The following is a 24,461-nucleotide window of genomic DNA, read 5'->3' on the forward strand; positions in this document are numbered from 1 at the left end:
TTGCTGAAGCACCAAAAAGCCCTTGCCGAGAGGGGGCCGTCCATACATGACGATGTGGCGAGAGCTGTGCGTATGTCGACCTAATCGACTCGTGGTGAGTCCCCCTCACCCGGAATTTGCTCTCGCAAATTCCGGCCTCTCCCCGCAAGCGGGGAGAGGCGAAGAAATCAAATCAGCTTCCGCTGCGCGAGATTCTTCATCAGTGCGCCGATGCCGAAGGTCCACGGCTCACACTCGTCGCTGGTGCGCATGCGGTTGACGAGCTTGCCGAGCTGGGGCGCGGCGATCGTGACGATGTCGTCGCGCTTGTGGGTGAACCCCTGCCCCGGCGCATCGCGGTCCTCGACGGGCGCGAACATCGTGCCGAGGAACAGCACGAAACCATCTGGATATTGATGCATCTTGCCGATGGTCTGCGCGACGAGGTCGGTCGGGTCTCGGCTGATCTTGCTGATCGAGGAATGGCCGTTGAGGACGAAACCGTCCGCGCCTTTCACGTTGAGGCTGATGTCGAGCCTGCGCGCATCATCCAGCGAGAACGTATCGTCGAACAGGCGCAGCAGCGGCCCGATGGAGGACGACGCGTTGTTGTCCTTGGCCTTCGACAGCAGCAGCGCCGAGCGGCCCTCGAAGTCGCGCAGATTCACGTCGTTGCCGAGCGCGCCGCCGACGATCCTGCCGCGGCTCGAGACGAACAGCACGAGCTCGGGCTCGGGGTTGTTCCAGGTCGATTTCGGATGCAGGCCGGCATCCATGCCGGTGCCGACCGACGACAATGTCGGCGCCTTGGTGAAGACCTCGGCATCGGGACCGATGCCGACCTCGAGATACTGGCTCCAGGCGTTCTGGTCGATCAGCACCTGCTTTAGATGCATCGCCTGGTCCGAGCCGGGCTTGAGCTTCGACAGATCGTCGCCGATCAGCCGCGTCACCTCTTTGCGGATCGCTTCGGCCGAGGCCGGGTTGCCCTTGGCGCGTTCCTCGATCACGCGCTCCAGCATCGAGATCGCGAAGGTGACGCCGGCGGCCTTCAGCGTCTGGAGATCGACGGGTGCAAGCAGCCACGGCTTCTGACGATCGCGCCCATCGGGTGCCGTGTTGGCGACGATGGCTTCGAGATCGCCGATGCGCTCGCCCTTGGTCGAGCTAAGCGCCCTGGCCGGATCGTCCTCTTCGCAGAGCGCGCTGATGGTGGGGAATTTCGCCGTGACGTCGAAGACGCCGTCACCCCGCACGGCGACGACAGCGGGCCCATTCACCTGCGGCAGCCAGACGCGGCCGGCTAGCGTTCCCCGCGTGCCGTCCTCGGGGAGAAGGTCTTTAACCGTCAATGTCGTCATGGCCGCGTCCTCGCTGTTTTTCGGACCGGCCGCATCATTCGGCGGCCGGTCCCCTTGGCGAAGACCAATAAACGTCTGGCGAGGGAAGTCCAGAGCGGCGGCTATGCCCCCGCCCGCGCCTTCCGCGCTGCAATCTGCTGAAGCGCCCAGCGTGCGTTCTTGCGAACATCGGGATCGGGATCATCGGCGATCACAGCCAAGAATGCTTCGCCATCGGGATGGGCGATCTCGCCGAGCGCTGCGGCGGCCTCCTTGCGCAGATTGGCCTGGTCGTGATTGACGCAATTGCCGATCGGGCGCACCGCGCGTTCGATCTTCATCTTGCCGAGGCTGCGGATCGCTTTCAGCCGCACCTGCCAGAACTCGTCGCCAAGACAGGCGACGAGCGGATCGGCCGCGAGCGAACCGTTGACGTTGAGGCCCAGCGTTTCCGCAGCCATCTCGCGCACCATCCAGTCCGAGTCATTCAACGCACGGGTGATTGTCTCTGCTGCGGGCTTCATCTGCGAGAATGCAAGCGCGCTCACGGCGGCACGACGCACATGGGCGTCGGGATCGTTGATCAGCGCGGTCAGCGCGGGGATCGATTCTTCCAGCTTCAGGAAGCCAATCACGCCGATCGCCTGCACGCGCACGGCGGCATCGGAATCCTGGAGTGCTTCCAGCGCCGGCTTCAGCGTGTCCTTGCGACGCAGCTCCTTGAGCGCGCGCAGTGCGCCCATGCGGACGAAGGCGTGGGCATGCCTCACCAGCGGCAGGATGACATCGGCGCAAGCGGGATCCTTGAATTCGGCCATGCTGTCGGCCGCGGCGCCCGCGACGATTCTCTCGGGGTCGACCAGCAGCTTCACCAGCGCGCTCGCGGCTTCCGGCCCGTCGAACTCGCCGAGCGCCATCGCGACCTGCTGGCGCACGCCTGCGTCGGGATCGGCCACCATGTTGGCGAGATGAGCGACCGCGGCGGGATCGCCGGAATGGCCGAGTGCGATGATGGCGACGCGGCGCTCGGCGGGATCGGCCGCCTGGAGCCGCTCATCAGCGTCGTCGAGATCGTCATAGGACTCGAACGGGCTCGACATGACTACCTCAACAAATACGGAATGTTGACGGTGACGGCGCCGGTCGGGCAATCCGCCTCGCAGGGCATGCAGTACCAGCACTCGTCATAGGCCATGTAGGCTTTGTTGGTCATGTCGCTGATGCGCAGCACGTCGAGCGGGCAGACGTCGACGCACACGGTGCAGCCCTTGTCGGCGATGCATTTGGCGTCGTCGACGACCACCGGAACCGATGTCTGATAGGAAGCGAGAGGCATCGTTATCTCCTGTTGCTTGCTGTGACGAGGGCTCAGGCTGTGGCCCGGATGCGCTGCTTGTCGTAAAGGTCCTTCTCGTCGTCCGCGATCGGGACGACATAGGGTTCCACCGCCCGCTTCTCGCTGGTCATCTTGCCGTTCCGCTTGGACAGCAGCGTGTGGCAGAACCAGTTCTCATTGTCCTTCTCCGGAAAATCCGTGCGCCAGTGATAGAGGCCCCAGCGGCTCTCCTCGCGGTAGAGCGAGGCGTGCGCGGCCATGTCGGCGCAGTCCATGATCGATTGCACCTCGAGCGCGCGGAGCAGCTCGTGCGCATTGCGCGCAATCATGCGCTCCTGCATGTCTTCCCTCGCCTCGGCGAGACGGCGCATGCCGAGCTCGTATTTGCGCGTAACCTTCGGCGGCTGGAGATAATCGTTGACGAGGCGGCGCGTCTTGTACTCGATCTGGTTCGGCGGAATGCCGTCCTCGCGCTTCGTCGGTGCCGTCACGCGGTCGCGCTCCATCGCGACGTCCGCGGCATCGAACTCCGCGAAGTCGTGGCTGTCGGCGAACTCCATGGCGTCGATGCCGGCGACCGAACCGTTGGTGAAGGCGCCCAGCATGTAGTTGTGCGGAACGCTCGCCATGTCGCCAGCGGCGTAAAGGCCAGGCACGGTGGTACGGGCATTGTCGTCGACGAACACGCCTGAAGCGCTGTGACCGGAGCAGAAGCCGATCTCGGAGATGTGCATCTCGATCGACTCGCTGCGATAGTCGACCCCGCGCCCCTGCTGGAACAGGCCACGCGTCGGGCGCTCGACCTTGTGCAGCGTCGACTCGATCTCCGAAATGGTGTCGGGGTGGAGATGCTTGAGCTGGAGGAACACCGGACCCTTGCCGGACAAGAGTTCGTTGTAGAATTCCAGCATCATCTGGCCGGACCAATAGTCGCATTCGATGAAGCGCGAGCCTTCGTTATTCGCGGTGTAAGCCCCGAAGGGGCCCGCGACATAGGCGCAGGCCGGACCGTTGTAGTCCTTGATCAGCGGGTTGATCTGGAAGCATTCGAGGTTCGCGAGCGCGGCGCCGGCGTGATAGGCCATGGCATAGCCGTCGCCGGAATTGGCGGCATTCTCGTAGGTCCCGAACATGTAACCGGAGGTCGGCAGGCCGAGACGGCCGGCGGCGCCCATGCACAGGATCACCGCCTTGGCCTTGATCACCAGCATCTCGGCAGTGCGGGTATTGACGCTGACCGCACCGGCGATGCGGCCGTCGGCGGATTTCAAGAGCCGCGTCGCCATGTAGCGGTTGGAGATCAGGATGCGGGCGCGGCGGAGCTGGCGGTACAGCGCCTTCTTCACGGTCTCGCCGTTCGGCATCGGCAGCACATAGGTGCCGATGTGGTGCACCTTCTTGACGGCGTAATCGCCGTTCTCGTTCTTCAGAAAGCGGATGCCGAAACTGTCGAGCTCTTCGATGACCTTGTAGCAGTTCTGCGCGTATTTATAGACCGCCTTCTGGTCGACAATGCCGTCATTGGCGATGGTGATTTCCTTGGTGTACTGCTCGGGCGTCGCGTAACCGGGGATGACGGCGTTGTTCAGGCCGTCCATGCCCATCGAGATCGCGCCGGAGCGCTTGACGTTGGCCTTTTCGAGCAGGACGACGTTGGCCTTCGGGTTTTTCAGCTTCGCCTTCAGCGCCGCCATCGGGCCGGCCGTGCCGCCGCCGATCACCAGCACATCGCAGGAAACCTCCGAAAGTCCGTCGACGATCTGATCTAGTGCCATCGCTTGCTCCTGGTTCGCCGATGGTCGGCGCCTTTGCGTCAGATTTGTTCAGGTGACGTCCCGGCGATAGCAATTAGTTGTCGACGGGGTGCGATTTGCGCTTCAGCGCTCGACAAAGGCCTTTTCGATCACGAAATGGCCGGGCTGGCTGTGATTGCCCTCGACGAAGCCGCGCGCCGAGAACATTGCGTGGAGTTCCTCCAGCATCGCCGGGCTGCCGCAGAGCATGATGCGGTCGGTCTGGATATCGAGGCCTGGTAGCCCGATGTCGTCGAACAGTTGGTTCGATGCGATCAGGTCGGTGATGCGACCGCGATTCCTGAACGGCTCGCGGGTCACGGTCGGGTAATAAACGAGCTTGTCGCGGATCAGCGGTCCGAAAAATTCGTGATTGCGCAGGCCTTCGACGACGTGCTCGCCATAGGCAAGTTCCGAAACCTGGCGGCAGCCATGGGCGAGCACGATGGTCTCGTAGTTCTCATAGACGTCGGGATCCTTGATAAGGCTTGCGAACGGCGCGAGCCCCGTGCCGGTCGAGAGCAGCAAGAGGCGTTTTCCCGGAATGAGGTTGCCGGTGATCAGCGTGCCTGTCGCCTTGCGACCGACCAGAATGATGTCGCCTTCCCTGATCTTCTGAAGGCGCGAGGTCAGCGGGCCGTCCTGCACCTTGATCGAGAAGAATTCGAGCGCCTCCTCGTGATTGGCGCTCGCCATACTGTAGGCCCGCATCAACGGCTTGCCCTCGACCTCGAGGCCGATCATCGCGAACTGACCGTTCTGAAAACGGAAGCCGGGATCGCGCGTCGCAGTGAAGCTGAACAGAGACTCGGTCCAGTGCCTGACCGACAAAACCGTTTCCTTCTGAAATGCGCTCATCCGCCGTCTCTCCTTGGCTCGATTGCGCACAAGGTTTCGGAGAGCGGGGAATACGGCAACGCGGAAGTGAAATTCCCGGTCGATTAGTTTCACATTTCGGGGGCGATGCTTGAATGCAGGCATCGAAGATCGGCGGCCCACGCCTGCGCCGGCAATTAGTTGCTATCGCAGCGGCGCCGCGAAACGTAGAGAAAGGTCGGAGATACGTCATGACCATGACCTTGGTGGCACCGACCGTGGCCGACTATGAAGCCAGCGCCGACCTCGCCTCGCTCCTCGTCCGCACCACGCAGGATGAGGCGATCAGCCTACCGGCGGAAACGCTCCGCCTCTCCTGCAAATGCGCCCACTGCACCCGCGCCCGGTTCGACGGCCGCTTCCCTAAAACATTTCCGCGCATTGCGATCACCGAGATCGGCGATCTCGGCTATGGGCTGAATATCTCGTTTTCGGATGGACATAACCGGGGGATTTACCCGAAGCCGTATTTGCTGAGTTTGGCTGCCGCAGACAACCCTGCATCCTGAGCGTTCGGTTGCGCAACCAGCGTCATGGCCAGGCTTGTCCCGGCCATCCACGATCTTCCTGCCGCGCCAAGAACGTGGATGCCCGGGACAAGCCCGGGCATGACGGCGGAATAAACCTCGCCTCGACTCCATCTGGCACGGACATTGCTCCTCTTTAGAACGATTTGAGCGTTCCGGAGGCAGATGATGTTGCAGGCGGCGAATGCAGTTCGTGGGGCTGTTCCCCCGGCAGTGCGGCCTGCCGGCGGCTCCTCGCTGCTGCTCACCGAGAACCAGCAATGGATCGGCGGCCCGCCGCCGCTGATGGACAAGCTGTCGCCGCGCGAGCGTGAGCTGGTCTTGAAACAAGGCCGCCGAAAAGTGCTCAACCGCGGCCAGACGCTGTTCAGCCAGGGCGGCAAGCATGACGGCATCTGGCTGATCGAGAGCGGCCGCATTCGCGTGTTCTACACCTCCCCGCTCGGGCGCGAGATCACGCTGGCCTACTGGCATGTCGGCAATTTCGTCGGCGGGCCCGAAGTGTTCGAGGGCACCGTTCACCAATGGTCCGGTGTCGCATCCAGCAATTGCAGCGTCGTGCAACTGCCCGGAAAGGAGCTGCGATCCCTTGCCGTGGAGATCCCCAACCTCGCGATCGGCCTGATCGAGGGCCTGACCTTCAAGGGCAAATGCTATTCGGCCCTGGCGCAGATGCTGGGAACGCGCTCGATCACGCAGCGCCTCGCACACCTGCTGCTGCACCTCGTCGAGCTCTATGGCGTCGAGGATGCCGATGGCCGGGTGATTGCGGCCGCGTTCACCCATGCCGACATCGCGCACATGGTCGGCGCCACCCGGCAATGGGTCACGATCAGCCTGAAGCGCATGCAGGAAAAGGGAATCGTGCTGACCAAGCGATCGCAGATCGTGGTCTGCCGGCCCGACGTGCTGGAGGAGATGCGTGGACACGCGCCCGACTGAATGAGCTTGCGACCAGAGCCGGTGCACACGCAAGCGGCTTTATAGTGCAGGACTGCCCAAGGAGTATGCAATCAGTTTTTCCCGGCAACTAATCGACTGCGGGTGTCATTCCGGATTTGCCCTGCCCCCTGCCTCACCCAATCATGGCAACCACAGCACATCCAACCGAATGAGGATGAGAATGGTCCGCCATCTTCCCACGCTCTCGATCGCGATGTCGATGACGTCGCTGGCGCTTTTGCTCGCGCAGCCGGCCTCGGCGGAAACCGTCACGCTCGGCATCGGAACGCAGGATACCACGACCAATACGGTGACCGCCGGCGTCGTCATCCGGCAGCTGCATCTCCTCGAAAAATACCTGCCGAAGGACGGCAAGTACGCCAACATCAAGTTCGAGCTGGAATGGCAGAATTTCACGTCCGGCCCACCTGTCACGAACGCGATGATGGCGAACAAGCTCCAGATCGGCATGATGGGCGACTATCCGCTGATCGTGAACGGCTTCACCTTCGAGAGCAATCCCGAGAGCAAGAGCCGCCTGATCGGCATCGCCGCCTACAGCCTGTCAGGCTCCGGCAACGGCATCGTCGTTCACAAGGACTCGCCTTACTACGATCTCGCTGATCTCAAGGGCAAGCTCGTCAGCGTTCCCTTCGGCTCGGCCGCGCACGGCATGGTGTTGAAGGCGATGCAGGACCGCGGCTATCCCACTGACTTCTTCCAGCTGGTCAGCCAGAGCCCCGAAGTCGGCTCGACCAACCTCCAGGAGAAGAAGATCGACGCGCATGCCGACTTCGTTCCGTTCGCCGAGCTGCTGCCCTTCCGCGGCTTCGCGCGAAAGATTTTTGACGGCGTCGAGACCAATCTGCCGACCTTCCACGGCATCGTCGTCCGCACCGATTTCGCGGAGAAATATCCGGAAGTCGTCGTCGCCTACTTCAAGGCGGTGATCGCCGCCAACCAGTGGCTGCGCGACGATCCCAAGCTCGCCGCCGAAAAGATACAGGAATGGACCGGCATCAGCAAGGAAGTCGTCTACATCTTCCTCGGCCCGAGCGGCAACATGACCACCGATCCAACGATCAAGCCGGCGCTGATCGATGCCGCCACCGCCGACGTCAAGGTGCTGCAAAACCTCGGTCGCATGAAGGAGTTCGATCCGAAGAAGTGGGTCGACGACAGCTACATCCGCAAGGCCTACGCCGAGATGAAGCTCGACTATGACGCGCAACTTGCGAGCACCAAGAACTACGAGATTTCCGGCGAAGATTCTTTCTGCAAGAAGCCGATCGCCGATCCGCGCAAGGCCGGCGAGGTCTGGGTGGATGATGCCGGCATCATGCCCTTCTCGTCCGCAGCCTGCACCCTCGGCGCCTATGCCGACTACAAGGCCAAGGGCAAGAAGATCAACGTCGCCTATGTGTTCGATACCACGCGCGGCATCAAGCTGTTCGCCGACCAGGCTTTCTTCGCGGTCGGCAATGGCGACGTGGCGCCCTTCCTGCTCAAGAAGGATGCCGAAGCCTACGCCGCCAAGATCAGCGGCAAGGTGCTCGGCTTCGATGACGCGGTGAAGGCGGCGGTCGGCGGAGGCAAGACGTGAGCAGTCCCGCCCGCCTCAGACATTCCGAGGACAGCATGCCGGCAACAGCCATTGCAGAGACGGCTCCCGTGTCCGCCGTCACTCCGCCCGCAACCCCCCCTTCGTTCGGCACGCTCGCGCGGCGCTGGTACCGGCTGAATCAGGGCCGGCTTCGCGCAACCGCGATCGGCGTGATTTCGCTGCTCGCCTTCCTGCTGGTCTGGCACCTGCTCACGACCTATCGCGTGGTGTTCTTCGTACGTTTCACCAACGTGCCATCGCCGCTCGCGGTCTATGCGAGCTTCACCAAGGCGATCCACGATCCCAAATTCCTGCTGCACATCCTGCTCAGTTGTCGGCGCATCTTCATCGGCTTCTCGCTCGCGGCGATCGTGGGCGTGCCGCTCGGTCTGATCATGGGTCGTTTCAAGCTGGTGCATGAGGTGATCTTCCCGGTCGCCGAAGTGCTGCGCCCGATACCGGCGATCGCCTGGGTGCCGATGGCAATCATGCTGTGGCCGACCAACGAGCAGAGCATCGTCTACATCACCTTCCTCGGCTCGTTCTTCCCGATCCTCGTCAATACGCTGCACGGCATGTCGCTGGTCGATCCCGTGCTGGTGCGCGCCGCGCAATGTCTCGGTGCACGCGAGCGCTCGATCTTCCGCGAAGTGTATTTTCCGGCTTCGCTGCCGCACATCTTCACCGGCCTCACCGTCGGCATGGGTGTCGCCTGGGTGTCGCTGATCGCTGCCGAGATGATCTCGGGGCAATACGGCATCGGCTACTTCACCTGGGAGGCCTATTCGCTGGTCCAGTATGCCGACATCGCGCTCGGCATGATCGCGATCGGCGTTCTCGGCCTTGGATCGAGCCTGCTCATCAGAGGCGCGGGGCAATTGGTGATGCCGTGGAGGTCGACATGAGCGAGGTGCTTGCGAGCGCGCCGAAGGGCCATATCGAGGTCAAGAACTTCTCCCTCGCCTACGAGACCATCGAGGGAGCGGTGCAGGCCGTGACCGACACGCAGATCCATGTGAAGCCCGGCGAGTTCGTCTCGATCGTCGGGCCCTCCGGATGCGGAAAGTCGACCCTGCTCAATGCGGTCGCCGGTTTCCTCAAGCCGACCACCGGAATCGTCACCGTCGACGGCGAGCCCGTGAACGGCCCCAGCGCCGAGCGCGGCATGGTGTTCCAGCAATATTCGCTGTTTCCCTGGAAGACGGTGCGGGAAAATGTCGAGTTCGGCCTGAAGATGCGCGGCATGCCGCGCTCGCAGCGCGAGCGTGCGGCACGCACGCTGCTCGGACTCGCGGGGTTGGAGGCGTTCGAGAAGCACTATCCAGAAAAGCTGTCCGGCGGCATGAAGCAGCGCGTCGGCATCGTCCGCGCGCTCGCCACGGGGCCGAAAGTGCTGCTGCTTGACGAGCCCTTCGGCGCGCTCGACGCGCAGACGCGCGTCATCATGCAGCAGATCCTCACCAACATGTGGCAGCGGCTTAAGATCTCGGTGCTGTTCGTCACTCACGACATCGACGAGGCGATCTTCCTCTCCGACCGCGTCTACTGCATGACAGCGCGCCCTGGCTCGATCAAGGCGGAGATTCCGATCCCGCTGGAGCGGCCGCGGCAGCAATCGATGATGATGTCGTCAGAGTTTCTGGCCCTGCGCCGCGGGCTGATGTCGCTGATCCGCGAGGAAAGCCTCAAGGCAATGGGCGGCGAGATCAACGACATGGGCATGCAGGGCTTGAACATCGAGCTGCACGGCCACTCGCTGGCGGATGTGATTTAGGCGCAGCGAGCGCTCTCAGTCTCGTAGGGTGGGCAAAGCGACTTGTCCGCCGTAGCTCGTAGAGCGAAGGCGGAAGCGTGCCCGCCATCTTACTTAGTTGCACGCCGAACCGAGTGGTGGGCACGGCGCTTTCGCGCCTTTGCCCACCCTACGGCAGTTTTGCTCTAATTATTTGAACCAATGCACCAGCGCGATGCTGATGCCGAGCAGCAGCATTAGCGACAGCGTCACGGCTGCAGTCACCCTGCCCCCGACATTCGCCAGCACGCGCACGTCGACGCCGAGGCCGAGGGCGGCCATGGAGACCACGGTGAGAAAGGCGGTGATCTTCGTCACTGGCCCGACCACCGTGGCCGGCACGATCTCCAGGGAGCGCAGGGTCGCGAGCGCGAGGAAGCCGAGGATGAACCACGGCACGAGGCGAAAGAAGCCGACATTGGTCTTCTTGGCATCGCTGTGCCAGCGCGAAGCGACGAGCGAGAGGCCGACGACGACCGGCCCGAGCATCAATACGCGCATCAATTTCACGAGCGTGCCGATCTGCGTGGAGACGAGTCCGGCCGGCACCGTCGCCGCCAGCACCTGGGGCACCGCATAGACGGTCAGGCCGGCGAGAATGCCGTATTGCGTCGCCGACAACTGCAACAGTGGAATCAACAGCGGCAGGCCCAGCACCATCATCACGCCGAGGATCGCGGTGAAAGAGATCGAGGATGCGATCTCGTCGTTGTTGGCACCGATGATCGGCGCCACGGCCGCAATCGCGGAATTGCCGCAGATCGAGTTTCCGCACGCGATCAGAATCGACAAACGCGTCGACAGGCCGAGCATGCGGCTGAGGCCGAAGGAGACGCAGAGCGCGATCACGACGACGGCCGCGATCGACGCGAGCAGCGCGATGCCCGAGGCGGCAATGGCGGCGAAACTGATGGAGGCCCCCAACAGCATGACCGCGACTTCGAGGAGCTGTTTGGCGCTGAAGGCGATGCCCGCCTGCCAGCGCGGCGCGGGCTTCCAGAAGCTGCGCAAGGCCATCCCGAGCAGGATCGCCATCACCAGCGCCTCGACATAGGGATGCTCGAACACGCCGAGTTCCGCCCGCTCGAGCAGGGCCGAGACACCGGCGACTAGAACGCAGAGGAGAATGCCGGGGATCAGTGCCGCAACACGGATCGCGGCGGAGGCCGGCTTGGTCTCGGCCGGGCTGGATGCTTGATTCTGCGACACAAATCTCTCCCAGAGGAGAAAGATTTATACGCAGTGCGCTTCCGTAGGGAAATAAGTTTTCGACATATCAGGCCCGAGGGAAGTTCTATCCTCAGCCCGGAATAATCGGCCTCAGAAGATCAGGCTCTTGGCCAGCGAAGCGACGCGGCTGAAGCCGTCATAGATGCCGGGCTCGAAGAAGGCGGCGCGGGCAAGCACGATACCCGCAACCAGCGACCAGAACAGGCCGGTGCCGGCCCGCAGCAGGAGCTTTGACGTACGCGAGCGCGGCTGGGTGTCCGTCGCGGACACCAATTGCTCGCCGAAGGGTTCAAATCCGGTACGTTCCATGGCTCTGGCCAATCCATCAAATTCTGATGGAAATGTCGTCTTTTCGGCCCCAAACGGCAATGGAAGCGATTGGCGTTTTTGCCCGCCCGAGAGAAAACTCCTTCCGTCTGGCCACCCCAAGACAATAGTTTTCTTCTTCGGCCTATTTGGACACCGGCGGCGCGTCTTACAGCGCCAGATACCTGCGCCGGATCGCCTCGTTGGCCTTCAGCTCGTCGATTCCGGCGGCATAGACGATCTGGCCCTTGTCGATGACGGTGGCGTGGCTCGCCAGCCCCAGGCAGAAATGCATGTTCTGCTCAGCGATCAGCACCGTCGATCCGAGTTGGCGGAGTTGCCGCAACAGCTCCCCGATCCGCTGCACGATGATCGGCGCGAGGCCCTCGCTCGGCTCGTCGAGCAGCAGGAGCGCCGGATTGCCCATCAGCGTGCGCGCGATCGCGAGCATCTGCTGCTCACCGCCCGAGAGGCGCCCGGCGATACGATGGCGCAGCGGCTCCAGAAGCGGGAAGACCTCGTAGATGCGCTTGACCGGCCACTCGTCCTGGCCGTCCGGTCCCTTCTTCTTCCCGATGACGAGATTGTCCTCGACCGTGTGCTCCGGAAAAATCTGACGATCCTCCGGCACGAAGCCGAGGCCGGCGCGCGCGATGGTGTGCGGCTTCAGGCCCGAGATCACCGCGCCGCGCAGGCTGACCCTGCCCCGCCGCGGCGGCGCCAGCCCCATGATCGCCTTCATGGTCGTCGATTTGCCGGCGCCATTGCGGCCCAGGAGCGCCATGGTCTCGCCCTGCCGCACCGACAGGCCGACGCCGAACAGGATCTGGCTGGTGCCATAGTAGACATCGAGATCGGCGACTTCGATGACGGCTGCGCTCATGCCGCAGCTCCCGCATGTTCGGTGCCGAGATAGGCGTCGATCACGGCGCTGTTGTTGCGGATCTCGTCGGGCGTGCCAATTGCCAGGATGCGACCGTAGCAAAGCACCACGATTTTTGGGGCGATCTTGAACACGATGTCCATGTCGTGCTCGATGAAGACAACCGTGATCTTCTGCGTCTCCCAGAGCTCGCGCACCTTGTCGATCATGCGCCAGCGCTCCTCCGGGCCCATGCCGGCGGTGGGTTCGTCCAGCAGCAGCACCTTGGGTTCGAGCACCAGCGCGAGCGCGATATCGAGCAGCTTCTGGTCGCCATGTGACAGGGTCGCGGCGGTGCGATGGCGTTTGCCGGCGAGCCCTAGCAACTCCATCACATGCTCGGCGCGGTCGCGCGTCTCGGGCAAAGGAAAGCGCTTATGCAGCACCGCGGAGGTGCGCTGGTCGGCGCTGACGGCGGCAAGCATGGTCTCCTGCACCGTGAGCGACTTGAAGATGCTGGCCACTTGGAAGGCGCGGCCGATGCCATGGCGCACGATCTCGGGCGGCGAGCGGCCGGCGAGATCGACACCGTCGAGCAGCACCTGGCCGGAATCCGGCCTCAAGGCACCGGTGATCAGGTTGAAGAAGGTGCTCTTGCCGGCGCCGTTCGGGCCGATGACCGCGGTGAGCGAGCCATCGGGGAAGTCGAGCGAGACATCGTTGGTCGCCTTCACGCCGCCAAAGGATTTTGCGAGGTTGCGGATCTCAAGCATCGCTAGCGCCCCTCGCCTGCATCGCGCCGCTGCGCAAACCATTCGGCGACGAAATCCAAGAGGCCCTTGCGCAGGCCCAGCGCGAAGAACAGGATGACCACACCGAGCACGATGCCGTGATACTCGGTGAAGCGCGTGACGGTGTCGTTGAGCAAGAGCAGCAGCACGGTACCGACCATCGGCCCCAGGAAGGTCGAGACGCCGCCGAGCATGTTGATAAAAATGCCCTCGCCCGAGATGGTCCAATAGGCGAATTCCGGATAGGCGCCGGAGACAAACAGTGCCATCACCATGCCTCCCATTGACGCGAACAGAGCCGCCAGCACGAAGACGGTCAGCTTGGCACGCCAGACGTCGATGCCGAGGAAGCTGGCACGCGCGGCGTTGTCGCGGATCATACGCAGCGTATAGCCGAACGGCGATTGTGCGATCTGGCGCATCGCGAGCAGACCAAGGATCAGCAGCGCGCAGCTCGCGATATAGAGATGGACTTGGTTGGCAAGGTCGATCCCGAGAAACACGGGGCGCGGAATGCCGCCGCGCAGACCCTGGTCGCCGCCGGTGAAGGAGGCCCAGGACAAAATGGTCGAGTGGATCAGCATCTGGAAGGCGAGCGTCACGAAGGCGAAGTAAATCTCCTTCAGTCGCACGCAGATCGCGCCGATGATCGCGGCAACCATTGCGGTGATCGCCAGCGTCGCGACGAAGGCGACGGGAATCGGCACGCCGAGCTTCTGCATGATCAAGCCGAAGCTATACGCGCCAAGGCCGAAGAACATGCCATGACCGAACGATGTCAGGCCGGTGTAGCCGACCAGCAAATTCAGCGACGTCGCGAACAGGCCGTAGGCCGAGCAGCGGATGACGAAGTCGAGCAGCGCCTTGCTGCCGGTGAAGAGCGGCAGGCTCGCCAGCACGATGAAGGCGATCAGCGCGATCAGGACGTCACGGTAGCGTTGGACCGCCGCGCCGCTGCGCACTGGCGCAAGCGTTTCGGCGCGTCCGGCCTCCAGCTCGGTCATGCCGCCTCCTTGCCGAACAGGCCGGTAGGCTTGGAGACCAGCACGATCACCATGAAGAGGTACATCAAGCCTTCCGTGAACAAGGGAAAGCCGAGCGAGCCGAACGAGCGGATCAGCCCGAGCAGCAGCGCACCGATCAGCGCGCCCAGGATCGAGCCCATGCCGCCGATCACGGTGACGATGAAGGACTCGATCAGGACGGAAAATCCCATGCCCGGCGTCAGCGACCGCACGGGGGCCGCGAGCGCGCCGGCAAGGCCCGCCAGCATGCCGCCGAGCGCGAACACGCCGCCATAGATCAGGCCGGTGTTGATGCCGAGCGCGGACACCATGCCAGGGTTATGTGCGGCGGCGCGGATCACCTTGCCGATGCGGCTGCGCGACAATCCGATGCCGAGCACGATGGCCGCGACGAGCGCGACGCCGATCAGCAACAGATAATAAGGCGGCACCACGCCACCGGCGATGAACAACGGCATCACCTGGAATGCCGACGGCATGCCCATCGACTTGAACTCCGGTCCCCAGATGATGCGCACGACATCGTCGAAGATTAGCACGAAGGCATAACAGACGAGGAGCTGCATCAAGACATCCGCGCCGTAGACCCGGCTCATGAAGACGCGCTCGAAAATCAGGCCGAGGATTGCGGTGCCGGCCGCGCCCGCCAGCATAGCGAGCGCAAAACTGCCGGTGAGCTGATAGGCCGTCATCGCAAAGTAGGCGCCGAACATGTAGAACGCGCCGTGGCTGAAATTGACCACCTTGAGCACGCCGAAGATCAGGGTCAGCCCGACCGCGACGAGAAACAGGAGCATGCCAATGATGAGGCCGCTGGTGGTTTGCGTCACCAGGCAGGCGGAGCTGGAGAGGCAGCCGGCGAGCGCGTCGAGATCCACGGAAGCACTTTCATTGCGGCGCGCCTGATACGGCGCGGAAAACGAAACGAACGTGGCGGAGGTGGTCGCCCATCTCCGCCGCGTGTCATATCAGGTGTAGCCCTTGCTCTTCTTCCACTCGGCCTCTAGCTCGAAGATGGTCTTCCAGTCGCCGGCCTTGACCTCGGGAACATAAGGCTCCTGCGGGATGGTGGTGCCCCAGCCGATGGCGTAGCCGACGAGGGTATGGTCGTCGCCGCGCATCGTCACCGTGCCGTCGGCGCCGAACGGGCACCTGATGGTGAGGCCCTTCAGCACCTCCGCGATCTTCTTGCCGTCGGCCGAGTTCGCCTTCTTGGCGGCTTCCGCCATCAGCATGATGGCGGTGGCGTTTTCCCACGACCAGTTGGTCGGATATTCATTATACTTCGCCCTGTAGGCGTCGCCCCAGGCGGCATTCTCCGGCGTCGCCGGGAATGTCTTGATGTAGCGGTTACCGGAGTGAATGCCCTTGGGCAGGTTCTTCACCACGGTGAGCGCGGTGTAGTCGGCCATGTTGACCGCGAACACCTCCATCTGGCTGAACATCGCGTAGATGTTGGCTTGGTCGATATAGGAGGTGAGATCGCCGCCCCACAGGCAGGAGTACAGCGCCTGCGGTTTGGCCTGCAGGATCTTGGTGACCACCTCGGTGTAGTCGGGCTGGAACAGCTTTGGCCAGGACTCGCTGATGATTTCGACCTCGGGCGCAAAGCGTTTCAGGTAGAGCGTGAATTCCGCCGTGGTGTCGCGGCCATAGGCATAGTCGGGCGAGCAGGTCGCCCACTTCTTCAGGCCTTTTGCCTTGGCGATCGCTGCGGCATAGCTGCCGCCAACGATGGAGTCGTGCACGCCCTGCCGCGCGGTGCGGAAAGCATTGGGAATGTGCTGCTTCGGATCCGCGGTCAGCGCCGAGGTCTCGGAATTGGTGTGGATACAGAACACGCCGAGATCGCGCGCGACCTCGTGCACCGCGAAGGCGCCGGAGGAGGCTTCGGCATCGATCATCAGCTCGCAGCCATCGGTGTTGACGAGCTCGCGCGCGACGCGGGCAGCTTCCTGCGGCTGGCCCTTGGAGTCGCGGATCACCATCTCGATCTGCCGGCCGGCAAGGCCGCCGGCGGCGTTGACCTTCTCGACCTCGAGCATCACCGCATTGCGCGAAGACGTGCCGAGCTGCGCGACGCGCCCCGATAAAATCGTCGGCATGCCGATCTTGATGGTCTTGGCCTGCGCACGCGCCACCCAGGGCGCGGCAAACGTCATCGCACCGGCGCCCATCAGCGCCAGCGTGGAACGGCGGCTGATGCCCGGCGTGCGGGTTCTCGTCATTTTCCCCTCCCTCTTTCGGGTCGGCGTGTCCTGGTCCCTGCCGGAGATCGTCTCGTCTCCGTGATCCCAAGGATTTCAGAGGGTGGGGGGTGACGTCAAGCCAAAGATGAATTACGAGTCAGAATTCATCAGGGGAGGACATGAGGCCGGCAATCGGCCCAAAACCCGGCAAATGATCAACCTTTCGAGCTTCATCGCCTTTCATGCCCGGCGCACGCCGGACCGGCCCGCGCTGAAATACCGCGGCGAGGAGATTTCCTACGCGGCCTTCGGCGCGCGCATCGGGACGGTCGCCGGCTGGCTCGCCGCGCAGGGTATCGGTGCCGGCGATGTCGTGGCCGTGCTGATGAAGAACAGCGCGGCATTCCTGGAACTCGTCTTTGCCACGAGCCATCTCGGCGCGGTGTTCTTGCCGATCAATTTTCGCCTGTCCCGCGACGAGGTCGGCTACATCACCGGCAATGCCGGCGCGCGCCTTCTGGTCGCCGATGAGGAATTGGCTGCGAATGCAGCGGGCGCGAACATCGCCGTGCTCGACGAGACCGCGCAGCAGAGCGTCACCCATCTCGCAGGCGACACGACGGCAGCGCCGATGCATGTGCGCCAGCCCTCCGACCTGATGCGGCTGATGTACACCTCGGGCACGACCGATCGCCCCAAGGGCGTGATGCTCACCTACGATAATTTCTACTGGAAGTCCGCCGACCAGACGATCGCGCTTGGCCTCAGTGCCGACACACGCCTTCTCGTCGTCGGCCCGCTCTATCATGTCGGCGCGCTCGACCTGCCCGGCATCGCCGTGCTCTGGCATGGCGGGTTCATTCGCATCGAGCGCAATTTCGAGCCGGAGGCGGCGCTTGCGGCCATCGCAGAAGACAAGCTCAACGCTGCCTGGTTCGCGCCCGTCATGACCACCGCGATGCTCACCTGCCCCACCCGCAACCGCTATGACGCCTCCAGCCTGCAATGGGCGATCGGCGGTGGCGAGAAGACGCCGGAGGCGCGCATCCGCACCTTCTCAGAATATTTCCGCAATGCGCGCTACATCGATGCCTACGGCCTCACCGAAACCGTCGGCGGCGACACCTTCATGGAGAAAGGCCGCGAGATCGAGAAGATCGGCTCGACCGGGCGCGCCATTGCCCATGTCGAGATCGAAATCCGCGACGAGGACGGCAACACGCTGCCGGCAAACGTGAATGGCGAAATCTGCCTGCGCGGCCCGAAGATCACGCGCGGCTATTGGAGGGATCCGGACAAGACGACGTCCGCCTTTTTCGGCGACTGGTTCCGCAGCGGCGACGTCGGCTATCTCGACGACGAGGGCTTCCTGTACCTGACCGACCGCAAGAAGGACATGATCATCTCCGGCGGCGAGAACATCGCCTCCTCCGAGGTCGAGCGCGTCATCTACGATCTGCCCGAAGTGCGCGAGGTCGCGGTGATCGGCCTGCGCGATGCGCGCTGGGGCGAGCGGCCGGTCGCAATCGTCGTGCTGACTGAGGGCGCGAGCCTCGACCTCCCTGCCCTTACCGAGCATTGCCGCGCGCGGCTGGCGAGCTTCAAGGTGCCGAAACAGCTCGTCCTCCGTGACAGCCTGCCGCGCAACCCGTCAGGCAAGATCCTCAAGCGCGTGCTGCGCGCCGAGTTGGAGACCTCCGAATGACGCAAGCGACCGCAAAAATAACCAAGCTGAACCGGGTCGAGCGCAACGCCTGGACCAAGCAGAAGATTTTTGAGGCTGCCACTAAGGTGGTCGGCAAGCATGGTTATGCTGAAGCCTCGGTCGCCCGCATCACCGAGGAAGCCGGTGTCGCGCAGGGCACGTTCTACAATCATTTCGAGAACCGCCAGGAGCTGCTGAACCAGCTGCTGCCGAAGATCGGCCTCGACATGGTCGAGTTCATCCGCGCCCGCACCGGCACGGCGCATGCAGCACGGCAGGAGATCGAGCGCTTCGCGGCGTTCTTCGACTTCATCCGGGAGGTCCCGGAGTTCCTGCGTATTCTCAACGAGGCCGAATTCTTCGCACCGACCGGCTACCAGAAGCATCTCGACAACATCTCGACGGCCTATGTCCGCATTTTGCGTCGCGCGCGGCTTGCCGGCGCGATCGAGGACTACAGCGACGAGGAGTTCGAGGCGATCGTTCACATGCTGATGGGCGCGCGCGGCTATCTCAGCCGGCGCTACTCCTATTCGGAAGCCGGCGTCACCGCCGTGCCCGACCACGTCATCTCCGCCTATCGCAAGCTGATGACGCGCGGCCTCTTCACTGCCTCCGGAGATCAGGACACGCCATGAACATCTCGTCTCCGCACAAGCCGCTCGACCTCGCCTCGGCCATCGCCGAGGGCGACATCCGCTGCCTTCTGATGGTGCTGGTGCACATGACCGGCGACGAGAAGTGGCTCGAACCGCCCTATTTGCCCAAGCGCGACATCCGCCTCATTCCCGATCCGGAGGCCGGCGTGCCCCGGGACATCCAGGACGAGATCCGCGCCGCCGTCGTCAGGCTCTTCGCCAATGGCATGCCGAAACCCGTGATCACCGATCCGGGCGAAGAGCTGCTGCTGAAGATGATGCGCGCCTGCCTCGGCGAGAATGTCGCGCCGGAATATGCGCCTTTGATGCGGGAGGAGATGGGTTTTGTGCCGCGCGAGGCGCGCTGGACGAAGCGCCCCTCCGACCAAAAGCTTGCCGACCAGCATGTGCTGATCGTCGGCGCCGGCGTCTGCGCCATCGCGCTCGGCGTGGCGCTCGGCCACCTCGGCATCCCCTACACCATCGTCGAGAAGAACGCCGAGCTCGGCGGCACCTGGTGGATCAACCGCTATCCCGGCTGCGGCGTCGACACGCCGAACCATTCCTATTCCTACTCTTTCGGCTCGCGTAACGCATGGACGCGTTATTTCTGCCCGCGTGAGGAGCTGCTCGGCTATCTGCAGAAGGTCGCGGACGAATACGGCATCCGCAAGCATCTGCGCGTCAACACCGAGCTGACCTCATCACGCTGGGATGAAGGAAGGCAACGCTGGATTTCGACGCTCAAGACGAAGGATGGCGAGGAGACTTTCGAATCCACCGCGCTGGTCTCGGCCATCGGCCAGCTCAACGATCCCTCGCGCGCCCGCTTCAAGGGCGAGGAGAACTTCAAGGGCACGATCCTGCACTCTGCGCTGTGGTCCGACGGTATCGATCTCGACGGCAAACATGTCGCCGTGATCGGCACCGGCGCGACCTCGATGCAGCTGGTGCCGTCGATCGCCGGCCGCGCGGCCTCCGTCACCGTCTACCAGCGCAGCGCGCAATGGGCGAGGCCGGTGAAGGGCTATGCCGATCCGATCAGCGAAGGCGCGCGCTGGCTGCTCGCGCACCTACCGTTCTATGTGCAGTGGTACCGTTTCAACATGTTCTGGCGATATGGCGACGGTCTCTTGCCCTTCTTGCGCAAGGACCCGGCCTGGCCGCATCCGGAGCGCGCCGTCAACAAGGGCAATGACCGGCACCGGCAGGAACTCACTGACTTCATCCTATCGGAGCTACAGGGCCGGCCCGACCTGATCGAAAAATGCGTGCCGACCTATCCGCCCTACGGCAAGCGCATCCTGCTCGACAACAACTGGTTCAAGACCTTGACGCGATCCAACGTGGAGCTCGTCACGGACACCATCGACCATTTCGACCAGAACGGCATCGTCACAGCCGACGGCAAGCACCGTCCCAGCGATATCATCGTGGTTGCCACCGGCTTCAAGGTCACGGAGATGGCCGCGCGCCTCAACATCAGCGGCCGCGCCGGCAAGGATTTGCGTGAGGCCTGGGCCAACGACAATCCGACCGCGTTCCTCGGTCTCACCGTGCCGGGCTTCCCGAACTTCTTCTGCATGCTCGGGCCGAACTCCGGCCCCGCCCACGGCGGCAGCGTCATCTTCCAGTCGGAATGCCAGAGCCGCTACATCTCGGCGTGCCTGGTCGACATGATCGAACACGACGTCGCCGCCATCGACGTCCGCCAGGACGTGCTCGACGACTACGTCCGCAAGGTCGACGTCGAGCACGAGGCGATGATCTGGACCCATCCGGGCATGAGCACTTATTACCGCAATGCAAGCGGCCGCGTGTTTTCGGCGATGCCGTGGCGGTTCGTGGACTACTGGCGCATGACCCACGATCCGGATCTGGGGCAGTACAAGCTGACGAAGGTATGACTGAATTGGAGCGGCAACACCGGTGCACCCTCTCCCCTTGCGGGAGAGGGTGGCTTCGCGAAAGCGAAGCCGGGTGAGGGGTTGTCCCCGCGAGACCAACTCTCAATGAATTCGCCGAGACAACCCCTCATCCGGCGCCATAGCTGAAGTTTCGCTTCGGCGTTCTTGAGAACGGCGGCGGAAGGCCGCCTACGCCACCTTCTCCCGCAAGGGGAGAAGGGAAGAAACTAAGCCGCCAGCCCGCTCTCCACCGGCGCGAATTCCAAACCTAAGCTTTCCGCCACCGCTTTGTTGGTAATTCGGCCGCGATGCACGTTGAGCCCGTTGCGCAGATGCGGATTTTCCAACACCGCGGCGAAGCCCTTGTTCGCCAGCATCAACCCGAACGGCAGCGTCGCATTGTTCAGCGCCTGGCTCGAGGTCACGGGCACGGCGCCCGGCATGTTGGCGACGCAGTAATGCACGACGCCGTCGACCTCATAGGTCGGCTCGGTGTGGGTGGTGGGATGCGAGGTCTCGAAACAGCCACCCTGGTCGATCGCGACGTCGACCAGCACCGCGCCCGGCCGCATCGATGCCAGCATCGCGCGCGTGACGAGCTTCGGCGCGCTGGCGCCCGGCACCAGCACGGCGCCGATCACGACGTCTGCAGCGAACACCTCCTCCTCGACCGACTCGATCGTCGAGAAGCGGGTGCGCACGCGGCCGATAAAGAGATCGTCCAGCTGGCGCAACCGCGGAATCGAGCGATCGATCACCGTGACTTCGGCGCCGAGCCCTGCGGCCATCCGCGCCGCCTGCGTTCCCACCACGCCGCCGCCGAGCACGACCACCCGCGCCGGCTGCACGCCGGGCACGCCGCCGAGCAGCAGCCCGCGGCCGCCGGCCGTCCGCCTGAGCGCGGCGCCGGCGGCCTCGATGGCGAGGCGGCCGGCGACTTCGCTCATCGGCGCGAGCAGCGGGAGGTGACCGCTCGCGTCCGTGACGGTCTCATAGGCGATCGCAGTGCAGCCGGACGCAAGCAACCCCTTGGCCTGCTCCGGGTCCGGCGCAAGATGGAGATAAGTAAACAGGATCTGGCCTTCGCGGAGCTGGGCCCATTCACTTTTCTGCGGCTCCTTCACCTTCACGATCATGTCGGATTTGGCGAAGATTTCGCGGGCACTTTCGGCGATCGCAGCCCCTGCCCGCCGATACACGTCGTCGGGGGCGCCGATGCCGCTGCCTGCGCCAGTCTCGACCGTCACCTGGTGGCCGGCCGCGACATATTCACGGACCGCGCCCGGAGTGAGCCCGACGCGATATTCCTGCACCTTGATCTCCTTGGGAACACCGACGCGCATCTTCAGCTCCTTCTCCAAAGCATTGATTCCGTTCATCATCGTAGCGACGGCGGCAGTTTGGTTTCGTGCAAATATCCGCTAGGTTCGCGCTTGGCGCGCCGGTTTCGGGCGCGGAAATGTCCTTTCACGCTGGAAACAAAACCTTGGCCCTCGACCGAAAAGACCTCGCCATCCTCGCGGAACTCACGACCAATGCGCGGGCCAGCCACACCGAGCTTGCCAACAAGATCGGCTTGTCGAGCACGGCGATGGCGCGGCGGCAGAAGGCGCTGGAGGACGATGGCTACATCCAGGCCTATCAAGCCGCGCTCGATCTGGCGCAGTTTGGCCTCACGACGACGGTGCTGGTCCGGATCGCGCTGGAGAGTCAGAGCGACGACGCGCTGAAGGCGTTCGAGGCGGAGGTGGTGAAGTGCCCCTCCGTCGTGCGCTGCTTCCTGATGTCAGGCACAGACGACTACATCCTGATCGTGCTCGCCCGCGACATCCAGGATTTCGAACGCATCCACCGTACCGAGCTGTCGCGCCTGCCGCGCGTCGCGCGGGTGCAATCGAGCTTCGCGCTGCGCGAGATCGTCAACCGCGCCGTACCGACCGTGGTGTTCGGCGAGGCGAAGCGCTGACCGCTGCGCCGCGGGCGCACCCAATTCCCGTCAAGGAACCAAGCGGCCGCTTGTCCGTTGCACGCCATTGACCAGCGGAAGCGACATGCCCCGCGTCAGCACGGCTGACGTCTCAGGCTCGGTCGCCTGCAGGGAGCAGGATATGGGCGATGTCACGCATGAAATTCCCGAACGCACTCCGATTCATCTCATCGTCAATGGTGTCAGTCACAGCCTCGATCTTCTGCCCTGGACCACGCTGCTGGATGCTTTGCGTGATCATCTTGCGCTGACGGGCACGAAGAAAGGCTGCGATCACGGCCAATGCGGCGCCTGCACCGTGCTCGTCGACGGTCGGCGCGTCAATTCGTGCCTGACGCTTGCCATCATGAAGGATGGCGCCGAGATCACCACGATCGAAGGCTTGGCCAAGAATGGCGCGCTGCATCCCCTGCAACAGGCCTTCATCGATCACGACGCATTCCAATGCGGCTATTGCACGCCAGGACAGATCTGCTCGGCAGCCGGCCTCATGGCCGAAGGCCACGCCAGGGACGCCGACGAGATCCGGGAATTGATGAGCGGCAATCTCTGCCGCTGCGGCGCCTATCCCAACATCGTGGCTGCGATCGAGCAGGCAATGGGCCGGTCATGAACAACTTCCAGTATTCCCGCGCAAGCGATGTCGCCGACGCCATTCGCCTGCTGGCCGCCGATCCGAGCGCGAAGCTGATTGCCGGCGGCACCAACCTGATCGACCTGATGAAGCAGAATGTCGAACTACCCTCCCGGCTGATCGACATTTCCCGCCTGCCGCTCCGCGACATCGGGGAAACGCCCGACGGTGGGCTGCGCATCGGCGCCTTGGTGCCGAATTCGGATCTCGCCTACCATCCGCTGATCGAGCAGCGCTATCCCCTGCTCGCCAGCGCCATCCTGGCCGGCGCCTCCGCGCAACTGCGCAACATGGCCTCGGTCGGCGGCAATCTGATGCAGCGAACGCGCTGCGCCTACTTCTACGACACGGCGACACCTTGCAACAAGCGAAGCCCCGGCTCCGGCTGCTCGGCACTCGATGGCCTCAACCGCAACCACGCAATCCTCGGCACCAGCACGTCCTGCATCGCGACCAATCCATCCGACATGAGCGTGGCGCTGGCCGCGCTCGGCGCGCTCGTGCATATCGCAGGCCCCACTGGTCAGCGCACCATCGCGCTGACCGATTTCCATCGGCTTCCGGACGACAAGCCTCATGTCGATACCAATCTCGGCAGCGGCGAGATTATCACCGCAATCGAGCTGCCGCCACGCGGCTTTGCGCAGAACTACAGTTATCTGAAGATCCGCGACCGGCTGTCCTACGCCTTCGCGTTGGTCTCGGTTGCGGCCGCGCTCGAACTGGAAGGAAACGCAATCAGCGAAGCGCGCCTGGCGCTCGGCGGCGTGGCTCACAAGCCCTGGCGAAGCCTCGAGGCCGAAGCGGCTCTGCGCGGCCAGGCGGCAACGCCGGACCATTTTGGGCACGCCGCCGATCTGTTGCTGCAGGGAGCAACCGCTCGCTCACATAACGGCTTCAAGATCGAGCTCGCGCGCCGAGCCGTCGTGCGTACGCTGATGCAGGCCGCAAGCGCCACACCGCAATCACAAGCTCACAAGAAGATCGCGTGAGGGCCCG

24 protein-coding genes are annotated in these 24,461 nt (G+C 63.6%); 11 read left to right on the top strand and 13 right to left on the bottom strand.

The window, feature by feature from the left end:
- Nucleotides 1-167 precede the first annotated feature (167 nt).
- From AAE027_RS36680 to AAE027_RS36700, 5 genes are all read right to left on the bottom strand, one after another.
- Entirely contained in the window at nt 168-1,340 is a 1,173-nt protein-coding gene (locus tag AAE027_RS36680) for a fumarylacetoacetate hydrolase family protein (protein ID WP_370990751.1), read from the bottom strand.
- Between the two features lie 101 nt (nt 1,341-1,441).
- Nucleotides 1,442-2,419, bottom strand: coding sequence for a HEAT repeat domain-containing protein (locus AAE027_RS36685; RefSeq protein ID WP_370990750.1), 978 nt, complete (start codon nt 2,417-2,419; stop codon nt 1,442-1,444).
- A 2-nt stretch (nt 2,420-2,421) separates the two neighbouring features.
- A complete protein-coding gene (locus AAE027_RS36690) occupies nt 2,422-2,655 on the bottom strand; it encodes a 4Fe-4S dicluster domain-containing protein (RefSeq protein ID WP_007593252.1) in 234 nt (77 codons plus the stop codon).
- Between the two features lie 32 nt (nt 2,656-2,687).
- Complete coding sequence (locus tag AAE027_RS36695; RefSeq protein ID WP_370990749.1) at nt 2,688-4,430, bottom strand: fumarate reductase/succinate dehydrogenase flavoprotein subunit; 1,743 nt, start codon at nt 4,428-4,430, stop codon at nt 2,688-2,690.
- 102 nt (nt 4,431-4,532) lie between these two features.
- On the bottom strand, nt 4,533-5,306 hold the full coding sequence (locus AAE027_RS36700; protein WP_370990748.1) for a ferredoxin--NADP reductase: 774 nt from the start codon (nt 5,304-5,306) through the stop codon (nt 4,533-4,535).
- Nucleotides 5,307-5,521: 215 nt separating this feature from the next.
- Between AAE027_RS36700 and AAE027_RS36705 the strand changes: the two genes are divergently transcribed.
- The 5 genes from AAE027_RS36705 to AAE027_RS36725 all read left to right on the top strand — a co-directional run bounded on the left by AAE027_RS36705 (nt 5,522) and on the right by AAE027_RS36725 (nt 10,170).
- Entirely contained in the window at nt 5,522-5,833 is a 312-nt protein-coding gene (locus tag AAE027_RS36705; protein WP_370990755.1) for a gamma-butyrobetaine hydroxylase-like domain-containing protein, read from the top strand.
- 183 nt (nt 5,834-6,016) lie between these two features.
- Nucleotides 6,017-6,793: a Crp/Fnr family transcriptional regulator gene (locus AAE027_RS36710; RefSeq protein ID WP_370990747.1), complete on the top strand. Its 777-nt coding sequence runs from the start codon at nt 6,017-6,019 to the stop codon at nt 6,791-6,793.
- A gap of 181 nt (nt 6,794-6,974) precedes the next feature.
- Complete coding sequence (locus AAE027_RS36715; RefSeq protein WP_370990746.1) at nt 6,975-8,396, top strand: ABC transporter substrate-binding protein; 1,422 nt, start codon at nt 6,975-6,977, stop codon at nt 8,394-8,396.
- A gap of 35 nt (nt 8,397-8,431) precedes the next feature.
- The gene (locus AAE027_RS36720) at nt 8,432-9,301 is read left to right on the top strand and encodes an ABC transporter permease (protein WP_370990745.1); all 870 of its coding nucleotides are present in this window, start codon (nt 8,432-8,434) and stop codon (nt 9,299-9,301) included.
- Nucleotides 9,298-10,170, top strand: coding sequence for an ABC transporter ATP-binding protein (locus AAE027_RS36725; protein WP_176945797.1), 873 nt, complete (start codon nt 9,298-9,300; stop codon nt 10,168-10,170). Before AAE027_RS36720 ends, AAE027_RS36725 begins: the two co-directional genes overlap by 4 nt.
- A 168-nt stretch (nt 10,171-10,338) precedes the next feature.
- On the opposite strand, the gene AAE027_RS36730 is transcribed toward AAE027_RS36725, so the two are convergent.
- The 7 genes from AAE027_RS36730 to AAE027_RS36760 all read right to left on the bottom strand — a co-directional run bounded on the left by AAE027_RS36730 (nt 10,339) and on the right by AAE027_RS36760 (nt 16,630).
- Nucleotides 10,339-11,397, bottom strand: a complete 1,059-nt coding sequence (locus tag AAE027_RS36730) for a YeiH family protein (RefSeq protein ID WP_370990744.1) — start codon at nt 11,395-11,397, stop codon at nt 10,339-10,341.
- Between the two features lie 111 nt (nt 11,398-11,508).
- Complete coding sequence (locus AAE027_RS36735; RefSeq protein WP_091892324.1) at nt 11,509-11,727, bottom strand: hypothetical protein; 219 nt, start codon at nt 11,725-11,727, stop codon at nt 11,509-11,511.
- A gap of 166 nt (nt 11,728-11,893) precedes the next feature.
- The gene (locus AAE027_RS36740) at nt 11,894-12,607 is read right to left on the bottom strand and encodes an ABC transporter ATP-binding protein (protein WP_091892322.1); all 714 of its coding nucleotides are present in this window, start codon (nt 12,605-12,607) and stop codon (nt 11,894-11,896) included.
- Nucleotides 12,604-13,359, bottom strand: coding sequence for an ABC transporter ATP-binding protein (locus AAE027_RS36745; protein ID WP_370990743.1), 756 nt, complete (start codon nt 13,357-13,359; stop codon nt 12,604-12,606). The genes AAE027_RS36740 and AAE027_RS36745 overlap by 4 nt, the downstream gene beginning before the upstream one ends.
- A 2-nt stretch (nt 13,360-13,361) precedes the next feature.
- Complete coding sequence (locus tag AAE027_RS36750) at nt 13,362-14,381, bottom strand: branched-chain amino acid ABC transporter permease (RefSeq protein ID WP_370990742.1); 1,020 nt, start codon at nt 14,379-14,381, stop codon at nt 13,362-13,364.
- The gene (locus tag AAE027_RS36755; protein ID WP_091892316.1) at nt 14,378-15,280 is read right to left on the bottom strand and encodes a branched-chain amino acid ABC transporter permease; all 903 of its coding nucleotides are present in this window, start codon (nt 15,278-15,280) and stop codon (nt 14,378-14,380) included. Before AAE027_RS36755 ends, AAE027_RS36750 begins: the two co-directional genes overlap by 4 nt.
- A gap of 90 nt (nt 15,281-15,370) precedes the next feature.
- Nucleotides 15,371-16,630: an ABC transporter substrate-binding protein gene (locus tag AAE027_RS36760; protein WP_370990741.1), complete on the bottom strand. Its 1,260-nt coding sequence runs from the start codon at nt 16,628-16,630 to the stop codon at nt 15,371-15,373.
- Between the two features lie 172 nt (nt 16,631-16,802).
- Here AAE027_RS36760 and AAE027_RS36765 point away from each other — a divergent pair, with 172 nt between their 5' ends.
- Genes AAE027_RS36765 through AAE027_RS36775 form a run of 3 tightly spaced genes read left to right on the top strand, consistent with a single transcriptional unit; the run spans nt 16,803 to nt 20,841 of the window.
- Nucleotides 16,803-18,296, top strand: coding sequence for an AMP-binding protein (locus AAE027_RS36765; protein WP_370990740.1), 1,494 nt, complete (start codon nt 16,803-16,805; stop codon nt 18,294-18,296).
- Nucleotides 18,293-18,934 (top strand): TetR/AcrR family transcriptional regulator, encoded by a 642-nt coding sequence (locus AAE027_RS36770; protein ID WP_091892312.1) that lies wholly within the window; start codon nt 18,293-18,295, stop codon nt 18,932-18,934. The genes AAE027_RS36765 and AAE027_RS36770 overlap by 4 nt, the downstream gene beginning before the upstream one ends.
- The gene (locus AAE027_RS36775; protein WP_370990739.1) at nt 18,931-20,841 is read left to right on the top strand and encodes a flavin-containing monooxygenase; all 1,911 of its coding nucleotides are present in this window, start codon (nt 18,931-18,933) and stop codon (nt 20,839-20,841) included. Before AAE027_RS36770 ends, AAE027_RS36775 begins: the two co-directional genes overlap by 4 nt.
- A gap of 227 nt (nt 20,842-21,068) precedes the next feature.
- Here the strand turns inward: AAE027_RS36775 and ald are convergent, their stop codons facing one another.
- A complete protein-coding gene (gene ald / locus AAE027_RS36780; protein ID WP_370990738.1) occupies nt 21,069-22,184 on the bottom strand; it encodes an alanine dehydrogenase in 1,116 nt (371 codons plus the stop codon).
- Nucleotides 22,185-22,327: 143 nt separating this feature from the next.
- Between ald and AAE027_RS36785 the strand changes: the two genes are divergently transcribed.
- The 3 genes from AAE027_RS36785 (at nt 22,328) to AAE027_RS36795 (ending at nt 24,454) form a co-directional block, all read left to right on the top strand.
- Nucleotides 22,328-22,807 carry an Lrp/AsnC family transcriptional regulator gene (locus tag AAE027_RS36785; RefSeq protein WP_370990737.1) on the top strand — a complete coding sequence of 160 codons (480 nt, stop codon included), beginning with the start codon at nt 22,328-22,330 and terminating at the stop codon, nt 22,805-22,807.
- Between the two features lie 142 nt (nt 22,808-22,949).
- Nucleotides 22,950-23,441, top strand: a complete 492-nt coding sequence (locus AAE027_RS36790; RefSeq protein ID WP_370990754.1) for a (2Fe-2S)-binding protein — start codon at nt 22,950-22,952, stop codon at nt 23,439-23,441.
- Nucleotides 23,438-24,454 carry an FAD binding domain-containing protein gene (locus tag AAE027_RS36795; RefSeq protein WP_370990736.1) on the top strand — a complete coding sequence of 339 codons (1,017 nt, stop codon included), beginning with the start codon at nt 23,438-23,440 and terminating at the stop codon, nt 24,452-24,454. Before AAE027_RS36790 ends, AAE027_RS36795 begins: the two co-directional genes overlap by 4 nt.
- Nucleotides 24,455-24,461: the final 7 nt, after the last annotated feature.

Source organism: Bradyrhizobium sp. DN3, from assembly GCF_041357655.1.
Lineage (GTDB): Bacteria > Pseudomonadota > Alphaproteobacteria > Rhizobiales > Xanthobacteraceae > Bradyrhizobium.

Excerpts from the sequence above, each read along its gene's own strand:
- AAE027_RS36680 (WP_370990751.1), bottom strand. The coding sequence starts at position 1,340 with ATGACGACATTGACGGTTAAAGACCTTCTCCCCGAGGACGGCACGCGG.
- AAE027_RS36685 (WP_370990750.1), bottom strand. The coding sequence starts at position 2,419 with ATGTCGAGCCCGTTCGAGTCCTATGACGATCTCGACGACGCTGATGAG.
- AAE027_RS36690 (WP_007593252.1), bottom strand. The coding sequence starts at position 2,655 with ATGCCTCTCGCTTCCTATCAGACATCGGTTCCGGTGGTCGTCGACGAC.
- AAE027_RS36695 (WP_370990749.1), bottom strand. The coding sequence starts at position 4,430 with ATGGCACTAGATCAGATCGTCGACGGACTTTCGGAGGTTTCCTGCGAT.
- AAE027_RS36700 (WP_370990748.1), bottom strand. The coding sequence starts at position 5,306 with ATGAGCGCATTTCAGAAGGAAACGGTTTTGTCGGTCAGGCACTGGACC.
- AAE027_RS36705 (WP_370990755.1), top strand. The coding sequence starts at position 5,522 with ATGACCTTGGTGGCACCGACCGTGGCCGACTATGAAGCCAGCGCCGAC.
- AAE027_RS36710 (WP_370990747.1), top strand. The coding sequence starts at position 6,017 with ATGATGTTGCAGGCGGCGAATGCAGTTCGTGGGGCTGTTCCCCCGGCA.
- AAE027_RS36715 (WP_370990746.1), top strand. The coding sequence starts at position 6,975 with ATGGTCCGCCATCTTCCCACGCTCTCGATCGCGATGTCGATGACGTCG.
- AAE027_RS36720 (WP_370990745.1), top strand. The coding sequence starts at position 8,432 with ATGCCGGCAACAGCCATTGCAGAGACGGCTCCCGTGTCCGCCGTCACT.
- AAE027_RS36725 (WP_176945797.1), top strand. The coding sequence starts at position 9,298 with ATGAGCGAGGTGCTTGCGAGCGCGCCGAAGGGCCATATCGAGGTCAAG.
- AAE027_RS36735 (WP_091892324.1), bottom strand. The coding sequence starts at position 11,727 with ATGGAACGTACCGGATTTGAACCCTTCGGCGAGCAATTGGTGTCCGCG.
- AAE027_RS36740 (WP_091892322.1), bottom strand. The coding sequence starts at position 12,607 with ATGAGCGCAGCCGTCATCGAAGTCGCCGATCTCGATGTCTACTATGGC.
- AAE027_RS36745 (WP_370990743.1), bottom strand. The coding sequence starts at position 13,359 with ATGCTTGAGATCCGCAACCTCGCAAAATCCTTTGGCGGCGTGAAGGCG.
- AAE027_RS36750 (WP_370990742.1), bottom strand. The coding sequence starts at position 14,381 with ATGACCGAGCTGGAGGCCGGACGCGCCGAAACGCTTGCGCCAGTGCGC.
- AAE027_RS36760 (WP_370990741.1), bottom strand. The coding sequence starts at position 16,630 with ATGACGAGAACCCGCACGCCGGGCATCAGCCGCCGTTCCACGCTGGCG.
- AAE027_RS36765 (WP_370990740.1), top strand. The coding sequence starts at position 16,803 with ATGATCAACCTTTCGAGCTTCATCGCCTTTCATGCCCGGCGCACGCCG.
- AAE027_RS36770 (WP_091892312.1), top strand. The coding sequence starts at position 18,293 with ATGACGCAAGCGACCGCAAAAATAACCAAGCTGAACCGGGTCGAGCGC.
- AAE027_RS36775 (WP_370990739.1), top strand. The coding sequence starts at position 18,931 with ATGAACATCTCGTCTCCGCACAAGCCGCTCGACCTCGCCTCGGCCATC.
- ald (WP_370990738.1), bottom strand. The coding sequence starts at position 22,184 with ATGCGCGTCGGTGTTCCCAAGGAGATCAAGGTGCAGGAATATCGCGTC.
- AAE027_RS36790 (WP_370990754.1), top strand. The coding sequence starts at position 22,950 with ATGGGCGATGTCACGCATGAAATTCCCGAACGCACTCCGATTCATCTC.
- AAE027_RS36795 (WP_370990736.1), top strand. The coding sequence starts at position 23,438 with ATGAACAACTTCCAGTATTCCCGCGCAAGCGATGTCGCCGACGCCATT.